Annotated in this window: 17 protein-coding genes, 1 other RNA gene and 1 pseudogene; 12 read left to right on the forward strand and 7 right to left on the reverse strand. The window is 70.5% G+C overall.

The genetic code is table 11. The annotated features are described in order from the left end of the window. Positions 1 to 19: 19 nt before the first annotated feature. Positions 20 to 1,336: a hypothetical protein gene (locus E0500_RS31225; protein WP_258573680.1), complete on the reverse strand. Its 1,317-nt coding sequence runs from the start codon at positions 1,334 to 1,336 to the stop codon at positions 20 to 22. A gap of 244 nt (positions 1,337 to 1,580) precedes the next feature. On the opposite strand from E0500_RS31225, the gene E0500_RS31230 reads away from it, so the two are divergent. From E0500_RS31230 to E0500_RS31245, 4 genes are all read left to right on the forward strand, one after another. After that, positions 1,581 to 2,648, forward strand: coding sequence for an ABC transporter substrate-binding protein (locus tag E0500_RS31230; RefSeq protein WP_131571183.1), 1,068 nt, complete (start codon positions 1,581 to 1,583; stop codon positions 2,646 to 2,648). Positions 2,649 to 2,733: 85 nt separating this feature from the next. Next, entirely contained in the window at positions 2,734 to 3,621 is an 888-nt protein-coding gene (locus E0500_RS31235; protein WP_131571180.1) for a Nif3-like dinuclear metal center hexameric protein, read from the forward strand. After that, on the forward strand, positions 3,618 to 4,361 hold the full coding sequence (locus tag E0500_RS45180) for a zinc ribbon domain-containing protein (protein WP_131571179.1): 744 nt from the start codon (positions 3,618 to 3,620) through the stop codon (positions 4,359 to 4,361). The genes E0500_RS31235 and E0500_RS45180 overlap by 4 nt, the downstream gene beginning before the upstream one ends. 84 nt (positions 4,362 to 4,445) lie before the next feature. Next, the gene (locus E0500_RS31245) at positions 4,446 to 5,726 is read left to right on the forward strand and encodes a bifunctional RNase H/acid phosphatase (RefSeq protein ID WP_131571176.1); all 1,281 of its coding nucleotides are present in this window, start codon (positions 4,446 to 4,448) and stop codon (positions 5,724 to 5,726) included. A 32-nt stretch (positions 5,727 to 5,758) separates the two neighbouring features. On the opposite strand, the gene eda is transcribed toward E0500_RS31245, so the two are convergent. Next, a complete protein-coding gene (eda, locus tag E0500_RS31250) occupies positions 5,759 to 6,409 on the reverse strand; it encodes a bifunctional 4-hydroxy-2-oxoglutarate aldolase/2-dehydro-3-deoxy-phosphogluconate aldolase (protein WP_258573681.1) in 651 nt (216 codons plus the stop codon). A 95-nt stretch (positions 6,410 to 6,504) separates the two neighbouring features. Continuing rightward, the gene (yaaA, locus tag E0500_RS31255; RefSeq protein WP_131571171.1) at positions 6,505 to 7,320 is read right to left on the reverse strand and encodes a peroxide stress protein YaaA; all 816 of its coding nucleotides are present in this window, start codon (positions 7,318 to 7,320) and stop codon (positions 6,505 to 6,507) included. 147 nt (positions 7,321 to 7,467) lie between these two features. Between yaaA and E0500_RS31260 the strand changes: the two genes are divergently transcribed. Then, positions 7,468 to 8,991 carry an RNB domain-containing ribonuclease gene (locus E0500_RS31260; RefSeq protein ID WP_181587295.1) on the forward strand — a complete coding sequence of 508 codons (1,524 nt, stop codon included), beginning with the start codon at positions 7,468 to 7,470 and terminating at the stop codon, positions 8,989 to 8,991. Here the strand turns inward: E0500_RS31260 and E0500_RS31265 are convergent. Continuing rightward, positions 8,942 to 9,631: a hypothetical protein gene (locus E0500_RS31265; RefSeq protein WP_131572110.1), complete on the reverse strand. Its 690-nt coding sequence runs from the start codon at positions 9,629 to 9,631 to the stop codon at positions 8,942 to 8,944. The genes E0500_RS31260 and E0500_RS31265 overlap by 50 nt on opposite strands. Next, complete coding sequence (locus tag E0500_RS31270; protein WP_131572111.1) at positions 9,628 to 10,413, reverse strand: MerR family transcriptional regulator; 786 nt, start codon at positions 10,411 to 10,413, stop codon at positions 9,628 to 9,630. Before E0500_RS31270 ends, E0500_RS31265 begins: the two co-directional genes overlap by 4 nt. A gap of 173 nt (positions 10,414 to 10,586) precedes the next feature. Here E0500_RS31270 and E0500_RS31275 point away from each other — a divergent pair, with 173 nt between their 5' ends. The 4 genes and pseudogenes from E0500_RS31275 (at position 10,587) to rnpB (ending at position 13,477) form a co-directional block, all read left to right on the forward strand. Continuing rightward, a complete protein-coding gene (locus tag E0500_RS31275; protein WP_181587296.1) occupies positions 10,587 to 11,165 on the forward strand; it encodes a Uma2 family endonuclease in 579 nt (192 codons plus the stop codon). A gap of 58 nt (positions 11,166 to 11,223) precedes the next feature. Continuing rightward, positions 11,224 to 12,054: an AraC family transcriptional regulator gene (locus E0500_RS31280; protein ID WP_131572113.1), complete on the forward strand. Its 831-nt coding sequence runs from the start codon at positions 11,224 to 11,226 to the stop codon at positions 12,052 to 12,054. A 172-nt stretch (positions 12,055 to 12,226) separates the two neighbouring features. Continuing rightward, a pseudogene (locus E0500_RS45595) lies at positions 12,227 to 12,943 on the forward strand (DMT family transporter); the annotation flags it as partial. Between the two features lie 118 nt (positions 12,944 to 13,061). Continuing rightward, an RNA gene (gene rnpB / locus E0500_RS31295) (RNase P RNA component class A) lies at positions 13,062 to 13,477 on the forward strand. Between the two features lie 637 nt (positions 13,478 to 14,114). Here the strand turns inward: rnpB and E0500_RS31300 are convergent. Continuing rightward, positions 14,115 to 15,140: an SGNH/GDSL hydrolase family protein gene (locus E0500_RS31300; protein WP_131563473.1), complete on the reverse strand. Its 1,026-nt coding sequence runs from the start codon at positions 15,138 to 15,140 to the stop codon at positions 14,115 to 14,117. 611 nt (positions 15,141 to 15,751) lie between these two features. Between E0500_RS31300 and E0500_RS31305 the strand changes: the two genes are divergently transcribed. From E0500_RS31305 to E0500_RS31315, 3 genes are all read left to right on the forward strand, one after another. Then, positions 15,752 to 16,381: a transposase family protein gene (locus tag E0500_RS31305; protein ID WP_258573837.1), complete on the forward strand. Its 630-nt coding sequence runs from the start codon at positions 15,752 to 15,754 to the stop codon at positions 16,379 to 16,381. A gap of 287 nt (positions 16,382 to 16,668) precedes the next feature. Continuing rightward, the gene (locus E0500_RS31310; protein WP_131563471.1) at positions 16,669 to 18,579 is read left to right on the forward strand and encodes a DUF2075 domain-containing protein; all 1,911 of its coding nucleotides are present in this window, start codon (positions 16,669 to 16,671) and stop codon (positions 18,577 to 18,579) included. A gap of 288 nt (positions 18,580 to 18,867) precedes the next feature. Continuing rightward, positions 18,868 to 20,874 carry a DUF2075 domain-containing protein gene (locus E0500_RS31315; protein ID WP_399120357.1) on the forward strand — a complete coding sequence of 669 codons (2,007 nt, stop codon included), beginning with the start codon at positions 18,868 to 18,870 and terminating at the stop codon, positions 20,872 to 20,874. A gap of 53 nt (positions 20,875 to 20,927) precedes the next feature. Here the strand turns inward: E0500_RS31315 and E0500_RS43330 are convergent, their stop codons facing one another. After that, entirely contained in the window at positions 20,928 to 21,056 is a 129-nt protein-coding gene (locus tag E0500_RS43330) for a DUF6408 family protein (RefSeq protein ID WP_220141422.1), read from the reverse strand. Positions 21,057 to 21,388 lie beyond the last annotated feature (332 nt).

Here is a 21,388-nt window from a genome sequence, read left to right on the forward strand (position 1 = left end):
CTTCGTACGAGGGGTGAGTCTAATGGGCCGGTGTGACAACTGTGATGGCGGCCACGGGCGTTGGGGCGCCTGCCTCCGCCCCTGCCTGCCCCCTCAACGGCGCCTCCCGCAACGGCACCGGACGCGCGGCGACGGGCTCCGACGGCTCCGGAAGCGGCAGTGGCTCCGGTGGGGATGCATCACCTGACGTGGACGTGGACGTGGACATGGACGCGGACGCGGACGTAGGCACAGGCACAGGCGCCCGCACATGCGCAGCCACATGCCCAGGCACACCTGCGGCCGCACAAGGCACGCCCTCCTGCACAGCCCCCGGCACCTCCACCCACGACACCCCACACGGCACCACCCCCGTCGCATACGGCAGCTGAAGCACCCCGTCCCTGCTCCACTGCCCCGACCCCGCCAACCACCCCTCAGGCGCCGCAAGATGATGGACCTGCCGTTCGGCAGGGCGCCAAACCCCCACCCAGCTGCCGACCGCACCATCCACCCGAAGAGCCACCGCACAGCCCTCCGGCGTAAGCATCTGCCCGGGCTGAATCGCGAACGGTGTCACCACACAGTCCCGCAACCGCAGGCACTCGGGAAACCGGACCGGCAGCGTACTGCCCAACACCCCCCAGCCGAGCCGCCCATGGCCGGGCGAGGGCGCGTCCGAGCGGATCAGCAGGAGCCCGCTGTCGGGGTCGGCCAGCAGCAGCCGATCGTCACTGTCCTCGGCGATCTGGAGCAGTGGAGACACCGAGCCACCCTCCTCCAGGTCCACCACCACCGTCTTCGTCCGCCCACGCAGCGTCCGGTCCAGGGCGAGCATCCGCCCCGTACCGTCCAGCCACACGCCCCCCGAGCAGCGCCCCGGCACCTCCGCCAGACGCTCCGGACCGAACGTCCCGCCCGCCACCAGCCACACCACCGTCGAACTCCGCCCCACGGCAAGGGCGTACGCGCACTCCCCGCGCGGCGCCGGCGGCAACAACCGCACCCGGTCCGTCGGGTCCGGACACTCGACCGCGCCGAGGAACAGCTCACCGGTCCCGGGGCCCGTCGGATAGAGGAGCGAGAACAGATGCCGCCCGCCCGCGATCCGGTGGATCAGCACCCGGCCGTCACTTATCGGGAGTACCTCGGTGCCGGGCTCCTCCGGCTGGTTCGCGGGCAACGGCACCGCGTACGGCTCGGGGCCGTCCAGAGTCCAGCGCTCCGGGAACCAGGACTCCCCGGCGAGGGCGAGGCGCGCCCCGTACGTCCCGTCGGCGGTGATCACGCATCCGGGCCGTGGGGCTCCGCCGTCGTCGTCGTTCCCCACGGCCACCTCGGTGGCACAGACCGTCATTGTTCGGTCACCTCCGGCGACGAAGGTAGTTTTCGTACGCACAGACGTGGCACCGGCGGGCCGCTGCTTCACACATAAGGGTGTCGGTCTCGCGGTTCGCCTGAGGCGATGGGGGTGGGTGTGCTGGAGGGGGAAGGCGGTTTAAGGTTAGCCTCGCCTAAGCGTGGCCGGACCGGCCTCGCCCAAGCGCGGCCGCGTCCGAGTCCCGCGAGCGCAGCCCGAGTCCGAACCCCAGGAGTCACCCATGTCCGTCCGCAGCCGCCGCCGCGGGACCACTGCCACCGCCCTCGCCTTCGTCGCCGCGTTCTCCCTCGCAGCCTGCGGGTCCGGGTCCGGGTCCGGATCAGAATCGGGGGAGGGCGGCTCGGGATCGGGGAAGTCCGACAACGGCGGCGGCAGCAAGTCCGTCGCCCAGGGCGGCGAGGACTTCGCGAAGGCGGCCGAGGAGACGGCGAAGATGGGGACCACGGCCAAGGCCGGCGAGTTCCCGCGCACCATCAAGCACGCCATGGGCGAGACCGAACTCAAGGCGCGCCCCACCCGGGTCGTCGTCCTCGACGTCGGTGAACTGGACAACGTCGTCTCGCTCGGTGTGAAGCCCGTCGGGTACGCGCCCACCGAGGGCTCGGCCGCCATCCCCTCGTACCTGAAGAAGGACGCGGGCAACCCCGAGAACGTCGGCACGATCAACTCCCTCAACCTGGAGGCGATCGCGAACCTCGAACCCGACCTGATCCTCGGCAGCGAACTGCGCGCCGCGAAGCTGTACCCGCAGCTCTCCGAGATCGCCCCCACCGTGTTCTCCATCCGCCCGGGCTTCACCTGGAAGGAGAACTACCTCCTCAACGCCGCCGCCCTGGACCGGACGGCGGAGGCGAAGACCGAGCTCGACGCGTACCAGAAGAAGGCGGAGCAGCTCGGCGAGGACCTCGGCGACGACAAGCCGACCGTCACCATGCTCCGCTACATGCCCGGCATGATCCGCCTCTACGCCAAGGCCTCGTTCATCGGCACGATCCTCCAGGACGTCGGTATCCCGCGCCCCAAGAACCAGCAGATCAACGACCTCGCCGTCGAGATCAGCCCCGAGCGGATCGACGAGGCCGACGCCGACTGGATCTTCACGGGTGTGTACGGCGACGACAAGAAGACGGACCGCTCGACCGTCCAGGGCAACCCGCTCTGGGAGAAGCTGGACGCGGTGAGGGGCGGCCAGGCCAAGGACGTACCGGACGAGACCTGGTACCTCGGTCTGGGCGTCACGGCTGCGAACGAGGTCCTCGGCGACCTCAGGACCAACTTGGTCAAGTGACCACCGGTCGGGTGGCCGGGTGACTGCCTGATCAAGTGAACCGCGGCCGGTGGGGTACGGGCGCAGGGCAGGTAGCCTTTTGTTCGTGCCCCGTCTGTCTGAAGTCATCGCCGCGCTCGACGCCCTCTGGCCCCCCGAGAGGGCCGAGGGATGGGACGCGGTCGGGACGGTCTGCGGAGACCCCGACCAGGAGGTCTCGCGAGTCCTGTTCGCCGTCGACCCCGTCCAGGACATCGTGGACGAGGCGGTGAAACGGGGCGCCGACCTGCTGGTCACCCACCACCCGCTCTATCTGCGCGGTACGACGACGGTGGCGGCCTCCACCTTCAAGGGCCGCGTCGTACACACCCTCATCAAGCACGACATCGCGCTGCACGTCGCCCACACCAACGCCGACACCGCCGACCCGGGAGTGAGCGACGCACTGGCCGGGGCGCTGGACCTCCGGGTCGTACGCCCCCTCGTGCCGGACCCCTCCGACCCCGACGGCCGCCGCGGCCTCGGCCGCGTCTGCGAGCTGGACCACCCGCTGACCGTACGGGAGTTCGCGGCCCGCGCGGCCGAGCGGCTGCCCGCCACCGCACAGGGCATCCGCGTGGCCGGCGACCCCGAGGCGCTCGTCCGCACGGTCGCCGTGAGCGGCGGCAGCGGCGACAGCCTCTTCGAGGACGTACGCGCCGCCGGAGTCGACGCGTTCCTCACCGCGGACCTGCGCCACCACCCGGCCTCGGAGTTCATGGCGGCTCGCGCCCACAGTGCCCAAGGCGCCCACCCCCCTCTCGCGCTGCTCGACGCGGCGCACTGGGCCACCGAGTGGCCCTGGTGCGAGCTGGCCGCCGCCCAGCTCGACGAGATCTCCGACCGGAAGGGATGGGGCCTGAGGGTCCACGTCTCGAAGACGGTCACCGACCCCTGGACCGCCCACGCGGCGTCCGCCGCCGACCCCTCTGACCCCCTGGGAGCCCCCAACTGAACGCCGCGCCCGCCGACCAGATCCGACTCCTCGACGTCCAGGCACTCGACGTACGCCTGCAGCAGCTCGCGCACAAGCGGAGGTCGCTGCCCGAGCACGCCGAGATCGATTCGCTGACCAAGGACCTCACGCAGCTGCGCGACCTGCTCGTGGCCGCGCAGACCGAGGAGAGCGACACCGCCCGCGAGCAGACCAAGGCCGAGCAGGACGTGGACCAGGTGCGCCAGCGCGCGGCCCGCGACCAGCAGCGCCTGGACTCGGGTGCGGTCACGTCCCCCAAGGACCTGGAGAACCTCCAGCGCGAGATCGCCTCCCTCGCCAAGCGGCAGGGCGATCTGGAGGACATCGTCCTGGAGGTCATGGAGCGCCGGGAGTCCGCGCAGGAGCGGGTGGCCGAGCTGACCGAGCGGGTCGCGTCGGTGCAGTCGAAGATCGACGATGCCACGGCGCGCCGGGACGCGGCCTTCGACGAACTCGACGGCGAGGCGGCCTCTGTGAAGAAGGAGCGCGAGGTCATCGCGGCCTCCGTTCCCGCCGACCTCCTCAAGCTCTACGACAAGCTGCGCGAGCAGCAGGGCGGCATCGGCGCGGCCAAGCTGTACCAGCGGACCTGCCAGGGCTGCCGCCAGGAGCTGGCGATCACCGAGCTCAACGAGGTCCGCACGGCGGCACCCGACACGGTGGTGCGCTGCGAGAACTGCCGCCGCATCCTGGTGCGCACGTCCGAGTCGGGCCTGTAGGCGCCAAGGGGGTCGACGAGCAGGCCGGCCGCTCAACTCGGGCGTAAGGACATAGCGTAAGGACATAGCGTAAGGACATACGGCGTGCGGGAGTTCATCGTCGAGGCCGACGGGGGGTCCCGGGGCAACCCGGGGCCCGCGGGCTACGGCGCGGTCGTCATCGACGCGGCGTCCGGCGGGACGCTGGCGGAGGCGGCCGAGTACATCGGTGTCACGACGAACAACGTCGCCGAGTACCGGGGGCTGCTCGCGGGCCTGAAGGCGGCCCGTGCACTCGACCCCACCGCCGCCGTCCGTGTCCGTATGGACTCCAAGCTCGTCGTGGAACAGATGTCGGGCCGCTGGAAGATCAAGCACCCCGACATGAAGCCCCTCGCCCTGGAAGCCGCCGGGATCTTCCCCGCCCCCCAGATCACCTACGAGTGGATCCCGCGAGAACAGAACAAGCACGCGGACCGTCTGGCCAACGAGGCGATGGACGCGGGGCGCAGAGGCGAGCAGTGGTCCCCGTCGGCATCGACTGCCGACCTGGACGCGCGTCCGACGACGGCGAAGGTGACGGCGCCGGCGAAGGCGGCGCGGGAGCCGGGAGACAGAGCCGCGAAGACCGAGGCGGCCCCGTTCGCAGCGGAGGCTGGGGCGGCCCCCCGCGCCGCGAAGGATGGGGCGGCCCCGCGCGCCGCGAAGGCCGCGGCGGATCTGCGCGCCGCGCGGAACGTGGCGGCGGCCGGGCCCGACCTCGGGGCGCCCGCCACCCTCGTACTGCTGCGGCACGGGGAGACGCCGTTGACGCCGGAGAAGCGGTTCTCGGGGAGCGGCGGGTCGGACCCGGCGTTGTCCGACGTCGGGCGGTACCAGGCGGAACGCGTCGCCGCCGCCCTGGCCGCCCGCGGCACCATCCAGGCGATCGTGTCGTCGCCCCTCGCCCGCTGTCGCGAGACCGCCGGGATCGTCGCGGCCCGGCTCGGGCTCCGGGTGGGAGTCGACGACGGCCTGCGGGAGACCGGCTTCGGCGCCTGGGAAGGGCTCACCTTCGGCGAGGTGCGCGAACGGTACCCGGAGGACCTCGACGCCTGGCTCGGCTCACCCGGAGCCCAACCCACCGGCGGGGGCGAGAGCTTCGAGGCCGTGGCCCAGCGCGTCGCCGTGACGCGGGACGAGCTCGTGACGGCGTACGCGGGCCGCACCGTCCTGCTCGTCAGCCACGTGACGCCGATCAAGACCCTCGTCCGGCTGGCCCTCGGCGCACCCCCGGAGTCCCTGTTCCGCATGGAACTGTCCGCGGCCTCACTGTCGGCGGTGGCGTACTACGCCGACGGGAACGCCTCGCTCCGGCTCCTCAACGACACCTCCCACCTCCGCTGAACGGCTCGGTTCACAAGCCGGGGGGAGCCGGGTCAGTCCCGGAGCGCCGCCGCTTCCCGCGCCAGCTTCTCGATCCGTCCCCAGTCCCGCGCCGCCAGCGCGTCCTCGGGAACCAGCCAGGTCCCGCCCACACACGGCACGTTGGGCAGCGCCAGGTACTCCGGCGCCGTACTCGGCCGGATCCCTCCGGTCGGGCAGAAGCGCGCCTGCGGCAACGGTCCGGCCAGCGACTTCAGGTACGCCGTGCCGCCCGCCGCCTCCGCCGGGAAGAACTTCATCTCCCGCACCCCGCGCTCCAGCAGCGCCACCACCTCCGAGGTGGTCGACACCCCCGGCAGGAACGGCACCCCGGACGCCCGCATCGCCTCCAGCAGTATGTCCGTCCAGCCGGGGCTGACCAGGAACCGGGCACCCGCGTCCACCGACTGCGTGACGTGCTCCGGTGAGATGACCGTGCCCGACCCGACCACCGCATCCGGCACCTGCGCGGCGATCGCACGGATCGCGTCGAGCGCGGCCGGCGTCCGCAGCGTCACCTCGATCGCGGGCAGCCCGCCCGCGACCAGCGCCCGCGCGAGCGGCACGGCGTCACCGGCGTCCTCCACGACCACTACGGGGACGACGGGGGCGAGGTCCAGTACGGAAGGGGGCAGGGGCGAGGAGGAAGGCACAGGGGCAGGCATGGGCGAAGTCATGACGCCATCCTGCCGAGTGGCCGCATCATGCGCAAAGGGCGTTGCGCATGATGCAACGGGTGCGAGTGAGTCTCGGCTCAGGCTCAGTGAATCTCCTTCACCACCACGTCCAGCGCCCACGCCCTCCCCGCCCGCGCGGGCGCCTCCGCCTCCACCGCGTACCCCAGATCCCGCAAGGCCTCGACGAGCTCCGCCGGGCCCTTGGGCGCCGCACCGGCCGTCAGCAGGGACCGTACGATCCGGCCCTTCGTCGCCTTGTTGAAGTGGCTGACGACGGACCGTTTCTCGACGCCGGTCGATTCGTCGACCTGGGCGTGCAGGACACGGACGGTCGCCGTCCGCCCCGCGACCTCGCCCTTCGGCCTCCAGGCGGCCGAGTACGCCGACGAGCGCAGATCGAGGACGAGACCGTCGCCGGCCGCCTCGGGCAGGGCCGTGGCCATCGGCTCGCGCCAGTACGCGCCCAACGCCCCCAGCCCGGGCAGCTTCACGCCCATCGAGCAGCGGTACGAGGGGATTCGGTCGGTCACGCGGACCGCGCCCCACAGACCGGAGAAGACCAGCAGCGAGCGCCCGGCCCGCCGCTTCGCCGCCGTGTCCAGGGACGCCAGGTCCAGCGCGTCGTACAGCACGCCGGTGTAGATCTCCCCGGCGGGGCGCGCCCCCGCCGTCCGCAGCCCCGCGTTCTTGGCGACCTCGCCGCGCAGGCCCTCGCTCAGCCCGAGCACCTCGCGGGCCTTGTCGTTCTCGTCCGGGTCTCCCGCGCAGAGCTCGACCAGTTCGCCGAGAACGGCCTCGCGCGCCTGCGTGAGCGCCGGCAGCGACAGCGACTCCAGCTTCACCGGGGCGCCGCGGCCGGAGGCGGCCTTGCCTTCGGAGGGCGGCAGCAGGACGAGCATGGTTCTCCTAGCGGTACGTACGGGGAGGGGCTCGCGCAAGATTACGGGGTGGCCGACACAGGCCCGCCGCGCCGCCGGCCCGGCCTGCGGATGCCCCCTGCCCGGCCTGCGGATGCCACCCCGCCCGCCCCGCCCTACGCTCGACCCATGCCCCGCCGCCATCTACGCGTCACCGGGGACCCGGAGTCCCCCTTGCGGGTGGCCCTGCGCAGCCTGCGCACCGAACTCGGCGTGCCCGCGGGCTTCCCACCCGAGGTGGTCGCAGAAGCCGAACGGGCCGAACGGGCCGCCCGGTCTGCGCCCCCGGCGTCGTACGACGCCACGGACATCCCCTTCTTCACCGTCGCCCCGCCCGGCTCCACCGACCTCGACCAGGCGCTGCACCTGTCCCGGAGGACCGGCGGCCACGGCAGCCATGGCAGCCATGGCGGCCGCGGTGGCCATGGCGGCTTCGGCGGCTACCGGGTCCGGTACGCCGTCGCCGACATCGCGGCCTTCGTCGCCCCCGGCTCCGCCCTCGACGCCGAGACCCACCGCCGGGTGACGACCCTGTACTTCCCCGACGAGAAGGTGCCCCTGCACCCGCCCCGGCTCTCCGAGGACGCCGCCGGCCTGCTCCCGGAGCGGACGCGTCCCGCCGTGCTGTGGACCGTCGACCTCGACGCGGACGGCCGCGTACGGGCCACCGACGTGCGCCGCGCCCTCGTCCGCAGCCGCGCCCGGCTGAGCCACGAGGACGTGCAGAAGCAGATCGACACGGGGACCGCCGGGGAACCGGTCGCCCTCCTGGAGGAGATCGGCCAACTGCGCGAGCGGCTGGAGGTCGAGCGCGGCGGCATCTCCCTCACCGTGCCCGAACAGGAGATCGTCGAGCGGGACCGCGAGTACACGCTCACCTACCGCGCCCCCCTCCCGGCCGAGGGCTGGAACGCGCAGATCTCCCTGCTCACCGGCATGGCCGCGGCCGACCTGATGCTCGCCCACGGCACCGGCGTCCTGCGGACGCTCCCGGCCGCTCCCGGGGGAGCCGTGGGCCGGCTGCGCCGTACCGCGGCGGCCCTGCGCGTGGACTGGCCGCACCACGTCTCGTACGCCCGGCTCGTCCGCTCCCTCGACCCGTACGAGCCGCGCCACGCGGCCTTCCTCCTGGAGTGCACGACACTGCTGCGCGGCGCGGGCTACACCGTCTTCCGGAACGGTGCCCTGCCCGACATCACCACGCACTCCGCCGTCGCCGCCCCCTACGCCCACTGCACGGAACCGCTCCGGCGTCTCGTCGACCGGTACACCGCCGAGATCTGCCTCGCGGCGGCCGCGGGCGAGGAGATCCCCGACTGGGTGCTCGCCGCCCTCGACGCGTTGCCCGGGGAGATGGCCGAGGGCGCCCGCCGGGCGGGCACCGTCGAGCGCGCGTGCGTGGACATCGTCGAGGCCGCGCTGCTCAGGGACCGGGTGGGGGACGTCTTCGACGGGTACGTGGTGGACCTGGACCTGGCGGAACGCCGACCCACCGTGGGCACCGTCCAGCTGGAGACCCCCGCGGTCGTCGGGCGCATCGAGGGCTACGGCGAGGAGTTGCCGCTGGGCGAGCGGCTGAGCGTACGGCTCACCCGGGCGGACCTCACGCGGACGGATCCGGAAGCGGCGAAGGTGCTGTTCGCCCCGGCTTGAGCTCCTGCCCGAGTTTCTGCCCCGGCTCCTGCGCGGGCTTCTGCCCGAGTTCCGGCCTGAGCCCCTGCCTGAGCTCCGTCACCAGGACGTCCGGCTCGTCCGCGTGGAAGCGCACCAGCCGTACGGCCCGGCTCCGCCCGAAGAGGGTCCGGTACGTGACGGGCTCGGCCAGTTCGAGGGTGATGGACGTCTGCGAACCGACCACCAGGTCGAGTTCGCCCTCGCGTTTCTCGTGCGTGGTGCGCAGCTCGCGGTGCACGGCGGCGACGGAGGCGAGGGGCACGCACAGGTCCACGGTCGCGAACCGGCGCAGCCGCAGGGCCGTGGCGCTGAGTACGTGCGGGCGGGTCACCGAGGACGCGTGCAGCCCGACGACCATCAGGATCGTGTAGAGGTCGACGACCAGGAAGACCAGGTGCAGGAGCGGAAAACCACGCAACAGCACGGACAACGCGGCCGTCTCGATCGCGCACACGAACCCGAACCCGAACAGCATGGCCCCCTGCCCGCGCGCGTACCCGAACCCCTGCCGCCCGTCGCCGACGCCGTGGGGACGCCGCCCCAGCCACCGCACGATGGCGGCCAGCAACAGCAGTTCATGCCGTAGGAGGGCGGAAGGGATGCGCGCGGCGGCCCTCATCGGGGTCCCTCCGTGACGATCCGCAGCGCCCGCCGGACGGCCTCGGCCTGGGCCGGGGCGAAGTCGGCGTAGAGGGCGCGCAGGAAGCTGCTGTGCTCGTCGATTCCGCCGCCGACCCCGCCGCCGTCCGGGACCAGGGCCTCCGGCATGGATCCGGCGAGCGCCAGAGCCGCCTCCTCCACCCGTGGATCGCCGGGGTCCGCGTCGGCGAGGGCGTCCAGCAGCGCGTACACCTGGTGCCACCGCTCCACCGCGCCCGGCGCCTGGAAAGCGGCCCGCAGCGAGGCCAGCATGCTCTCTCGGACCTCCGGGGGAGCCGAGGTCTCGATGAACGCGAGCATCTCGCGGTCCTTGGCGGCCATGGCGGACGCGTAACCCTCGCCGTCCCTCTCGGCCATCTCCCGGAACAGGGCGGTGAGTTCGGGCGAGACGGGCCCCTCGGCGGGCAGCCGCCCCTGTTCGGCGTCGGCCATGAGCGCGCGCAGCCGTTCCCGCCGTTCCCGGATCGCGGCCTCCTGCCGCGCCAGGTCCTCGTCCAGCTCCGCGAGCACCTCGGCGAGGTCGCGCCCCGCGTCGTCCGCGAGCACGTCCCGCACCTCGGCGAGACCGAGCCCCAGCTCGGTCAGCCGCCGGATCCGCGCGAGCACGACCGCGTGCCGCAGCGAGTAGTCCCGATACCCGTTCGACCGCCGCTCCGGTTCAGGCAGCAGCCCGAGGTGGTGGTAGTGCCGCACCGTACGTGTGGTGACTCCGACTGCCGTGGCCAGTTCTCCGATCCGCATGCCATCAGTAGAAACGTTGACGTTGCGGCAGGGTCAAGCGAGCGGCGCGCGGGGGGGCGAAGCCTGACGACGGCCGTGACCGTGTGCCACGATCGAGGGAACGGTTCCCGATCTCACGGACAGGTGATCCGGCGATGTCCGAGTCTGGCGAGCGACAGAAGGAGGGGCGTGACATGACTGCCATGGCCCATGAGCCGCTCACGCAGGAAGAGGTCCTGCTGGAGGGCTTTCTCGCCCTGGACACCCCGGAGGGTTTCCGGGCCGAGTTGATCGAGGGGGAGATCGTTGTGACACCGCCGCCGGACGGGGAGCACGAGCACTACATCAGCCGGACTGCCAGGCAGGTGATCAGGCGGTCCCAGGCCGACATGGATTTCTCCGGCAACAAGGGCCTGAAGCTGAAGAGCGGGGAAGCCTGTCCGAAGAATCACGTGATCCCGGACATCACCTTCGCCCCCCTGAAGCTGGACCTCTTCCGAGGCGCCGGTGCCTGGATGCCCTGCGACGGCGTCGCCATGGTCCTGGAGGTGACGTCGACCAAGCCCAAGGCCGACCGCGAGGCCAAACGCCGCTGCTACGCCCGCGGCGGCATCCCCCTCTACCTGTTCGTCGACCGCGAGGCCTCCTCGGTCACCCTGTTCAGCGACCCGCATAAGGACGACTACCGCCAGCACTGCACCCTCCCCTTCGGCAAACCGATCACCCTCCCGGAACCCTTCGCCTTCGACATGGAGACCTCGGACTTCCTCTGAGCCTTTCTCTTGACCGCCGGGCGTAGCCTGGGGCGGCCGGTGGAGGAAGGAGCGCGAAGTGAGCGGACGCGAGCAGGCCCGCTGGACCCGTGCCACCCTCGGCCGCGACGGCGGCCCCCTCGACCTGCTCACCGCCCGCTTCGCCCGCCACCGTTACGCTCCGCACGCGCACGACGAGTTCAGCGTGGGCATCTGCACGACGGGCGCGTCGTTCATCGACTACCGGGGCGGCGGCGTCCACGCGGGCCCCGGCGCGATCGTCGTCCTGGCCCCCGGCGAGGCGCACACCGGCATCGCCGACCCGCACGGTTACGCGTACCGCGCCCTGTACCCGGCCCCGTCCCTCCTGGCCGACGGCACGCTCACCGACACCCCCCACTTCCGCGCCCCCCTCATCGACGACCCGGAACTGGCCACGGCCCTGCTCTCCGCACACGCCGAACTCAGCGTCTGCCCGGACCCGTTGGAGACGGAATCCCGCCTCCCCTGGCTGCTCACCGCCCTCGCCCGCCGCCACTCCACGGCCCGCCCGGCGCCGGACACGATCCCCGGTGCGGGCACCATCGCCCGCGCCGTACGCGACCGCCTCGCCGACGAACTCCTCGCCCCGCCCTCGCTCGCCGACCTCGCCGCCGACCTGGGCCTGTCCCGCTACCAGCTCCTGCGCGCCTTCCGTACGACGACGGGGATGCCCCCGTACGCCTGGCTCGCCCAGTACCGGGTCACGCGGGCCCGCGGCCTGCTGGAGGCGGGCGGGCGCCCCGCCGAGGTGGCCGGACAGGTGGGCTTCGCGGACCAGGCGCACATGACGCGGTGGTTCAGGCGGGTGCTGGGGGTGACACCGGCGGCGTACCGGAGTGGGGTGTCCTCGAAGCCGTGGGAGCTGTAGGAGCCGTGGGGGCCGTGGGGGCCGTGGGGGCCGTGGGGGCCGTGTGGCTGGGCGCGGGGGCGCAACAGCGTTCAAGACGAACTTCGACCGCGCGCCCGAGACTCACCGTATGACTGCACGAGGCTGGCTCCTCTTCTCCCTGATGGGAGTCCTCTGGGGCATCCCCTACCTGATGATCAAAGTGGCGGTGGACGCCGTGTCCCCGTCGATGGTGGTGTTCACGCGCTGCGCGCTGGGAGCGGCCCTCCTGCTCCCCTTCGCCCTGCGCCAAGGGGGCCTGGCCCAGGTCCTGCGCACCCACTGGCGCCCGATGCTCGCCTTCTCCGTCATCGAGATCATCGGCCCCTGGTGGACCCTGACCGACGCCGAACGTCACCTCTCCAGCTCCACGGCGGGTCTGCTGATAGCGGGCGTACCGATCGTCGGGGTCGTCCTGGCACGCTTCTTCGGCGACGCGGAGAGGCTGGGCGTCCGCCGCGGGATCGGCCTGGCCCTGGGACTGGCCGGAGTAGCGGTCCTCACGGCCCCGCACCTCACCGGCGGCGACGCCCGCTCCCTGGCGGAGGTGGGGGTCACGGTCCTGGGCTACGCCACGGCCCCGCTGATCGTCGCCCGCCACCTGAAGCAGGTCCCCACACTCCAGCTGATCGCTCCCTGCCTCGCCCTGGCGGCCCTCGTCTACGCCCCCGCGGCAGCGGCGACGTGGCCGACGTCGATGCCCGCGCCCTCGGTCCTGGCTTCTCTCCTGGGCCTGGGCGTGATCTGCACGGCACTGGCCTTCGTCGTCTTCCTGGAACTGATCAGGGAGGCGGGCCCGACCCGCTCCACCGTCTTCACCTACGTCAACCCGGCGGTGGCGGTCGCGGCAGGCGCCGCGTTCCTGGACGAACAGCTCACGGCAGCCGTACTCGTCTCCTTCGCCCTCATCCTGGCGGGCTCGTTCCTGGCCACGGCGCCCGCCGGCCCGAGGGGGCGCGCACGCCGGGTAGCATGGTCGACACGGCAGACGAGCCGGGCGGACGGCCGCGTGGAGTCCCCCTGACGGGGTGCTTCCCGAGGAACGTCCGGGCTCCACAGGGCAGGGTGATGGCTAACGGCCACCCGGGGTGACCCGCGGGACAGTGCCACAGAAAGCAGACCGCCGGGGACCGTATCCGTACGGCCCTCGGTAAGGGTGAAACGGTGGTGTAAGAGACCACCAGTGCCCAGGGTGACCTGGGCAGCTAGGTAAACCCCACCCGGAGCAAGGTCAAGAGGAGCGCGGTAAAACGCGCTCTGCGCGGACGTTCGAGGGCTGCCCGCCCGAGTCCGCGGGTAGACCGCACGAGGCCGGCGGCAACGCCGGCCCTAGATGGATGGCCGTCGCCCCGAGGCCCGCGAGGACCTCGGGGAACAGAACCCGGCGTACAGCCCGACTCGTCTGCCGCTAGGAGTCCCTGACCAGCTAAATCGCAGGTCAGGGGCCTTTTTTTGCAGATCCAAGGGCGATGCTCGACCCCGTTCCGCACCGGTTCAAACGGGACCGCGCGGCTACGTACGTAGCCATGAACGCAGCCATGGGGAGCGGGGCCCGAGGTTGGCGACAGCAGGGCCTGACCTGCGGCAAGCGTCGTTTGGCCTGGGCTGTCCCTTGTGGTCCCGCTGCGATGCTGGAGCAGCGTAGAGAGCCCCGTCCAGCCAGTACCTCGTCGACAGCCCTGTTCATTCGAGGAGCACTTCCCGCCGACTGGACCGCACCACTCGACCTTCGGGTGGACGACAACGCCGATGGCGCAGCACGGAGGCGAAGAGCTCTGGGAAAGCGGCAGCGGGGCTGAGGCCGCTGTTGATGAGGCTTCGTGAATATGGCCAGGGGTGCTCTTCGCTCCCCACTCGGGTGTCGTTGGGACTGCCGTGCGACGGCGGGGGCATCCAGCGCGTGGTGATCTGAGCGGTGCCGGAGCGCGCCGCATGACGAAGCCCCAGGGCTGGCCTGGGGCTTCGGTCAGGCGTGATGACGCGTGTTGCACCCGTGCGTGGTGAGGGTGCGGGCGGCTCCTGGCAGGGGTCTGTGTGCCCCCTTACCGGTTGAGGACCTCCTCGACCTTGTCGGCCACCTGCTTGGCCTGGATGTCGCGGCCCTTGTCATTGGGGTGCGCGTACCAGGGGAGCTTGGCGCCGAGATCGATCTGGGAGTCCTCCAGCAGGCCGCCGATGCCCCGGTCGGCGCCGTCGCAGGCCGTGTTGCCGCCGGTGTTGGCGTAGAGGTCGACGAAGTCGGCGCCGCCTTCGGCGTCAGCGGCGGCCTTCTTCATGACGTCGTTCAGCCGCTTCTGGATCTGGTCCAAGACCGGCAGGGCGTCCTTGGGGATGTCGGCGAACGGCAGCTCCGTCTGACCGGGCGCCGCGGTCAGGCACTTGGTGGTGTCCTCGGGCACCAGCCGGGGGTAGCCGACCAGGACGCGCTTCGCGTCGGGGGCGAAGTAGCCGATGCGGTCGAGCAGCTCCTCCAGGTCCCCACCGACCTGCTCGAACTGACCGTCCAGCCACTTCTTTCCGTCCCCGGACTCGAAGAACTCACCGCACTTGGAGGCCGGCTCGTCCCCGTCCACCGCCTCTCCCGGCAGCAGAGGGTGGCTCCGGAGCTCGTCGGAGCACTGCTTCAGGATGCGGTTGAAGCCCAGCGTGTTGCCGCCCATGCTTCCCACGGTCAGCTGGGTGTCCTGCTTGAGCGCGTCCTGCTGCGGCGGGACCGTCATGCCGGGCAGCAGCAGTTCCTGTTCTTGCCAGAAGTGGTGGACGAGGGCGCCTCCGCAGGAGACGTCCGCCTGGACGTCGAGCGTGATGTCCTTGTCCGCAAGGCGCCGGGTGGCGACGGTGGGATAGTTCTCCTTCGCCTGGAAGCAGAAGTCCCTCTTGCCGTCCTGGTTGAAGGGAGCGATGCCGAAGTTGGCGGTGTACGAGTCGCCGAAGAAGACGGTCGGTACGGGGTCGGCGGGCGCCGCGCCGGCGCTTCCCGCCGGGCCGGCGAGCGCCAGGCAGCTGCCCAGCGCGACGGCCGCGGCGGTCAGCCGCCGTACCACTGGAGAATTCGTCGTCTTACGCATGGCCGAAGGCATGGCTGTGCCCTTTCGTCAGAGGCTCACGAGGAGGAGCGAGCAGGGTTGGTAACACTCCGTATTCATTCAGACTCGGAACGCGATCTTCCAGTAGGTGTGCGCCACACCTGCTCGTTCTCGGCCAAGCCCAACGCGGAGGTCCGTCTCGCCTGGTCAGCCGGCCATGCGGGTGGGGGCACGCCCACCGGTTCGGATGTGATCACGACCCGAAAGAGGAGCAGCCCGTCGCGACTCGGGCAGTGGGGCCATCTACTGGCGGGGCGAAGGGCATCGGCTTGGGGCCGTCGCACCGTACAGGAGGGCGGCTTTCGGGCATGAGTTCAGAGGTCGACGCGGTTCCCTCTGCCTGATAGGCCGAAAACCTGCCTGTTGCCAGCCATAGGCCGGCGGCCCGCGCGTGGGGAATTTCGGCGAGCAGGTCCGTCCTGTCCCCGAGCACCGGTTGGGGAGATTCAAGGCTCTGACCGCGCTTGCGTGAATCCGCAGGTCGGCGCCCTGCATGCAGGATCGTTTCCGTGTGGCATCTCTTACTCGTGGGCCTCTGCGTGATCAAGGATGTGCTGTTCCCCGGCGTTGACGTTGAGTTGAACCAGTTGATCATGGAGCCGCCTTTCGTGGTGCTGGAAGCGGCGGCATGTGGTCGTCCGCCGTGCTGCCCGGACTGCGGAGACCGGGGACGTCGAGTCCATTCCACCTACTGGCGCATGCTCGCCGAACTGCCCCTGGCTGGGCAGAAGTTGTCTGTACGGCTCCGGGTTCGGCGGTTCTTCTGCGAGCGCGAGCGGTGCGAACGCCGCACCTTCGTCGAGCAGATCGCGGGACTCAGCGAGCGCCGACGCCGGTCTGACTGGCAGGCCCGCTACCCGGACCTGGACGAGGAGGAGTACGCCGCCCTGTACGAGAAGGTCCGCACCGCCCGCCAGCGTCGTGGGCCGAGGGCCTTACGAGCGGGTGAGGATGCGTATCCGCAGGAGCTGGAAGGAGGCGCGTCCGTACATGGCTCCGTTCCGGGCAGGGTCGAGCCGGTCACCAAGGAGATCACTCTGAGCCTCAGCGTCCGGGACGCGGGCATCGGAATTGCGGAGATCAAGACCCAGACCCGCCGCGCGCCGGCGCGTCCTCGTCGTCGACCGCGTAGAGCAGCGGTCCGATGTCCAGGTCGGGCGGTGCAGGGGGACGACGGGGCCCTGGTCGCCGTTGCTTTGGCCAGGCTCCCCTGCGGTCGGTAAGCCCCGACACCGGCCGCATCCGCTGGGATGACACGGGCGCCACCGAAGTCGACCGCGCCGGTTCCAGAGGTCAAAGGCCATGCACTCCGGTATCCGGACGTCGGTAGGGGAGACCGGGCACAGCGTCCGCTGCCGCCACTGCAACCACCGGTACGAATGTGAGTACCGCCAGGTACCCTCAGACACATCGTCAACGCGGCCCGACGGGCTTCCGTTCCACTCAGGTGGAGTCTCGAAGGACATGCCCCCACCCGCACGAGTCTCTTCGTGCTGCCTGGGGGAAGTCCTTGCTGTTCCGCGCGTCCGCGAAAACGGTCGCCGTCATGGCACTCGACGGTTCGCTGTTCCTGCATCTCACCGAGCAGTTCGTCCACATGCACGGCTATCGGCCCGGCGCTTCGGAGGTGCGTTCCTGGGAGCGCAGCATCCCGCTTCTCACCGCCGCGCTCAACGACGCCGGCCTGGGCGACGTCGAGGTCATGCTGGAGTACGCGCTACCGCTGAACAGCAAGCGTGCCGACGTCGTCCTCGCCGGATTGCACCCGGTCACACAGGAGCCGTCCTACGTTGTGGTGGAGTTGAAGCAGTGGAGCCAGGCGGCTCCGCACGAGGACGACCCCACCCTGTGCCATGTCGACGCCTACGCGCACCCCGTGCTCAACCCGATCGAGCAGGTGCAGCGATACTGCGACTACCTGGTCAACTTCAACGGCGCGGTGGCCGAGCACGGCGAGCGGATCCACGGAGTGGCCTTCCTGCACAACGCCACCGAGTTCGGGGTGACGGGGCTGCGGGAGATCGAGCGCGACGGGCAGGTACGGCTCTTCACGGGGGAGCGTCGCGGTGCGTTCCTGGACCACCTCCGGTCGAAGCTGAGCGACAAGCACCCCGGTGCCCGTGCGGCCGACGAGCTGCTCGCGGGCGCCACCGTGCCGTCGAAGCAGCTGATGTCGGTGGCAGCCCAGGAAGTGAGGGAGCGGCAGCAGTTCGTCCTCCTCGACGAGCAGCAGGTCGCCTACCGCACGGTGCTCAACGCGGTGGAGAGAGCGAAGCGCGCCGACCACAAGGAAGTCGTCATCGTCACCGGCGGCCCCGGTACCGGGAAGAGCGTGATCGCGCTCCAACTGCTCGGCGAGCTCTACCGGAGGGGTGTGGCCGCGGTCCACGCGACCGGCTCGCAGTCGTTCACCAAGACGATGCGCAAGGTGGCCGGTTCCCGGAAACGGGAAGTCCAGGATCTCTTCAAGTACTTCAACAGCTTCATGACCACGGAGAAGAACAGCCTGGGTGCTCTGATATGTGACGAGGCGCACCGCATCCGGGAAACGTCCGCCAACCGCTACACCCGCGCGGCACTGCGGACCGGCAGGGCACAGATCGACGAACTCATCGACGTCGCCCATGTACCGGTCTTCTTCCTCGACGAGCACCAGGTGGTGCGTCCCGGTGAGATGGGCACCGTGGACGAAATTCGTGAGGCCGCGGCCAGACGGGGTATCGACTGCCATGTCGTGCCCCTGGACAGCCAGTTCCGCTGCGGAGGCAGCGACGCCTACCTGCGCTGGGTGGTCCGGCTCCTCGGCCTCGAGCCCGGCGGGCCGGTCGTGTGGGAACCCGACGATCGCATGCAGTTGCTGGTCGCAGACAGCCCTGAGGAACTGGAGGCGTTCCTCGATGCCCGCCGCGCCGAGAAATACGGTGCCCGGATGTCCGCGGGCTACTGCTGGCGGTGGTCCCCCGAGCCCAAGCCCGGCGATCCACTGCCTCCCGATGTCGTCATCGGGGGCTGGGCCCGGCCGTGGAACCTGCGCGGGGACCGGTCGGTCTCCGGTGCGCCCCCGTCCGCTCTGTGGGCCACCGACCCTGCGGGCTTCGGCCAGATCGGCTGCGTCTACACCGCCCAGGGGTTCGAGTACCACTGGTCCGGCGTCATCATCGGCCCGGATCTGGTCTGGCGGGGTGACCGCTGGATCACCGACCGCACCGCGTCCAAGGACCCGGTCTTCAAGAGGTCCACACCGGACACCGATGTGGACCGTCTCATCCGGAACACGTACAAGGTGCTGCTGACGCGGGGCATGGTCGGCACCATCGTGTACTCGACCGATCCGGAGACCCGGGAGAAGCTACGGGAACTGGTGTCCGGCCGACCGGAGCCACGGCCTGACGCGATCGAGGAGCCCGTTCTGCGGCGGTGAGCGCGTGATATCCGGCCATGATGTCCGTGCTTCCAGCCGACCGACGTGTCATATGCGTGGGACGGGACGTCACTTGCCTAAGATCCCAGGCGTCATTGCGGCCCGACGGGCTTCCCCACGTGGACATGCCCCCATCCGCACGAGTCACTCGTGCCCTGGGGGATCCACCTCGTGTCCATGCTCCTGCTGAAACTGGCAGCGCGGGATCTGCTGAACCTGAACTCAAGACGCCGTATGGTGCCCCACCTCGCCGCGAGGTGGAAGCACTTCCTCAGCACCGAAGCTTCCTTGACCGAACGTTCCGCCTGGGCGGAGAGCCTGGTGCATCTTGCCGAGGATCTGGTAGCCGCCGAACGCGGGAACGTCGAGATGGTCGTCGAGTGCGCGGCCACGCTCGACGAGACCGACCGCGCCGGGGACCCGAGGCTCATCGACGTCGTCCTCGTGGGTCACCATCCCGAAGAGAACGGGCTGTCCGTCCAGCTCGTCGAGCTCAAGCGGTGGTCGACGGTGACCCGGGTGGAGCGAGCCACCGCGGAACTGGTGCACGTCCCCGGCATGGGGGAGAAGAAGCATCCCGCACTACAACTGCGCGAATACTACGAGGCGTTCACGAGCGACAGAGGTCCGCTGTACGGACTTAACTTCGAGTGCGGCGGCTTCGCCTATCTGCACAACGCCACCGACGCTTCGGTGCTCCCACTGGTCGGCGTGGACGCGCCGACCGGTTCCTACGCCCGTGTCTACACGAACGACCGCCGCGCCCAACTGCTGTCGGACCTGCGGAGCAGCTTCGCCGCCGACGGTGCCGACTCGGCGGCCGAGATCCTGCTACGGAGCATGGGGCTGCGTAATACCCCGCTGCTCGACGCCATGATCCGCTCCAGCGGCGAGGACACGGTCTTCACCCTGCGCGGCCGTCAGAAGAAGGTCGCGGACGAGATCCTCGACACGGCAGCCAAGGTGCTTCCCGATCCCCGGCGCCCCGCGCTCCTCCCCGACGAGCGACGGGTGGTGTTCCTGGTCACGGGCGGTGCCGGCACGGGCAAGAGCGCCATCGGCCTCCAGCTCAAGGCTGAACTGGAGGCGGAGGGCCGCACGGTCAAGTACGCGAGCGGCAGCCGGGCGTTCAACGGAGCCTTGCAGGAGCATGTCGGCTACGGTGACCGGGAGTTCAAGGAGACCTTCACCTACTTCAGCAACTTCGTTACCCCGCCCGACCCGCCTCTGGACGTGCTGATCTGCGACGAGGCCCACCGCCTGCGCGACCGCTCCACCAACCGCTTCTGGAAACCCGAGGACTGGGGCACCAAGCCTCAGGTGGACGAACTCCTCGACGCCTCCCGGTTGACGGTGTTCTTCCTCGACGAGGGTCAGTCCGTGCGCCCGCAGGAGGTCGGTACCGCCGCTCTCGTGGAGGACGCGGCACGGCGCTACGACGCCCACCTGGTCCGTTGCCGCTTGCGGGAACAGTTCCGGTGCGGCGGAAGCGACGCCTACATCCGCTGGGTGCGCGGCGCGCTGGGGGTGTCCGACGCGGAGCCGGAGCCGTGGACCCCGGACGGACTGATGCACGTCGAGGTCGTGGACAGCCCGGAGCAACTCGAGGGGATCATCCGTACCGAGGCCAAGGCGGGAGCGTCCGCGCGGATGGTCGCCGGATACTGCTGGCCCTGGACGAAACCCCTGGGTAAGGAGAAGCGACTTGAGCCCGACGTCCGGATCGGTGACTGGCACCGGCCGTGGAACGCGGACAGCGACTCCTTCTGCGAGAACAAGACCGTCCCGCCTTCCAAGATCTGGTCCGTGCACGAGAACGGCCTCGGCCAGATCGGATGTGTGTACACCGCGCAGGGCCTGGAGTGGGACTGGTGCGGCGTGATCATGGGCGAGGACATGGTGCGCCGGGGCGATCGCTGGGTGTTCCGCCGGGGCAAGGACCGGGCGGACAAGGAGGCGGGCGTCAAGCGGGTGGCCGTTCCCGGGTCGTTCGATCCCAAGGTGAAGCCGAAGAGCGTGGACGACGACGAGTTCGCCCGCCTCGTCCGGCACGGGTATCACGTGCTGATGACCAGGGCGAGCCGGGCGACCGTGCTCTACTCAACGGACGAGGAGACCCGGGACTACCTGAAGGGGCTCGTCGGCGACGTTGAGATCCACGGTCTGCGACCCACCTGGGAGAACCTGCCGGAGCAGGCGAGACAGCCACATCTGCCCCGTCCCGGCCGAGGACGGCGCCGCCGCAGGAAGCGTCAGAAGAAGGACGCTCCGCCCGGAGAGATGCGTCTGTTCTGAAACGGTGGACAGGTAGGTGGTAGTGGCGGGCTCCCGGGCCCGCCACCTGCCGGTCAGAAGACCAGGCGCGCTACCACGGTAAGGGCCGTCACCAGCAGATTGGTGATGACTCCCACCGTGACGTCGACCAGAATCTGACGAATCCGGTCACGACGTGCAAGCTTGTACTCAACGGGGTTCATCGGTTTCCACTCCTGAGCGTGAGCTGGGAATGGCAGGGATCGCCCTACCGGGCATCCGCAGTCACACCGCGTGTGGCACGCGATGGAGACCACTCGTCGCTCATCGCCGAGGATCGGCACCTGGAACACCGCCGACGTACCCTCCGGGAAGGTGCGCAGCGGGTAACCACGTTAGTGCACCCACCAGTTGGGGCAGATCGATTTTGGACGCCGCGGTGTCTCCGCCCGGATGCCGGACGTGATGGCACCGGACGGGACGGCATCGATCGCGATGAGATCGGCTGTGTGGAGTTTGCACATTCTCACCTGAAGGTGTGGACGAGGCTCCAAGA

Origin of the sequence: Streptomyces sp. KM273126 (genome assembly GCF_004337435.2) — a bacterium.
Taxonomy (GTDB): domain Bacteria; phylum Actinomycetota; class Actinomycetes; order Streptomycetales; family Streptomycetaceae; genus Streptomyces; species Streptomyces acidicola.

Coding starts and splice junctions, on each gene's coding strand:
- E0500_RS31230 (WP_131571183.1), top strand. CDS start 1,581: ATGTCCGTCCGCAGCCGCCGCCGCGGGACCACTGCCACCGCCCTCGCC.
- E0500_RS31265 (WP_131572110.1), bottom strand. CDS start 9,631: ATGAGGGCCGCCGCGCGCATCCCTTCCGCCCTCCTACGGCATGAACTG.
- E0500_RS31300 (WP_131563473.1), bottom strand. CDS start 15,140: ATGCGTAAGACGACGAATTCTCCAGTGGTACGGCGGCTGACCGCCGCG.
- eda (WP_258573681.1), bottom strand. CDS start 6,409: ATGCCTGCCCCTGTGCCTTCCTCCTCGCCCCTGCCCCCTTCCGTACTG.
- E0500_RS31275 (WP_181587296.1), top strand. CDS start 10,587: ATGACTGCCATGGCCCATGAGCCGCTCACGCAGGAAGAGGTCCTGCTG.
- E0500_RS31260 (WP_181587295.1), top strand. CDS start 7,468: ATGCCCCGCCGCCATCTACGCGTCACCGGGGACCCGGAGTCCCCCTTG.
- E0500_RS31305 (WP_258573837.1), top strand. CDS start 15,752: ATGGAGCCGCCTTTCGTGGTGCTGGAAGCGGCGGCATGTGGTCGTCCG.
- yaaA (WP_131571171.1), bottom strand. CDS start 7,320: ATGCTCGTCCTGCTGCCGCCCTCCGAAGGCAAGGCCGCCTCCGGCCGC.
- E0500_RS43330 (WP_220141422.1), bottom strand. CDS start 21,056: ATGAACCCCGTTGAGTACAAGCTTGCACGTCGTGACCGGATTCGTCAG.
- E0500_RS31270 (WP_131572111.1), bottom strand. CDS start 10,413: ATGCGGATCGGAGAACTGGCCACGGCAGTCGGAGTCACCACACGTACG.
- E0500_RS31225 (WP_258573680.1), bottom strand. CDS start 1,336: ATGACGGTCTGTGCCACCGAGGTGGCCGTGGGGAACGACGACGACGGC.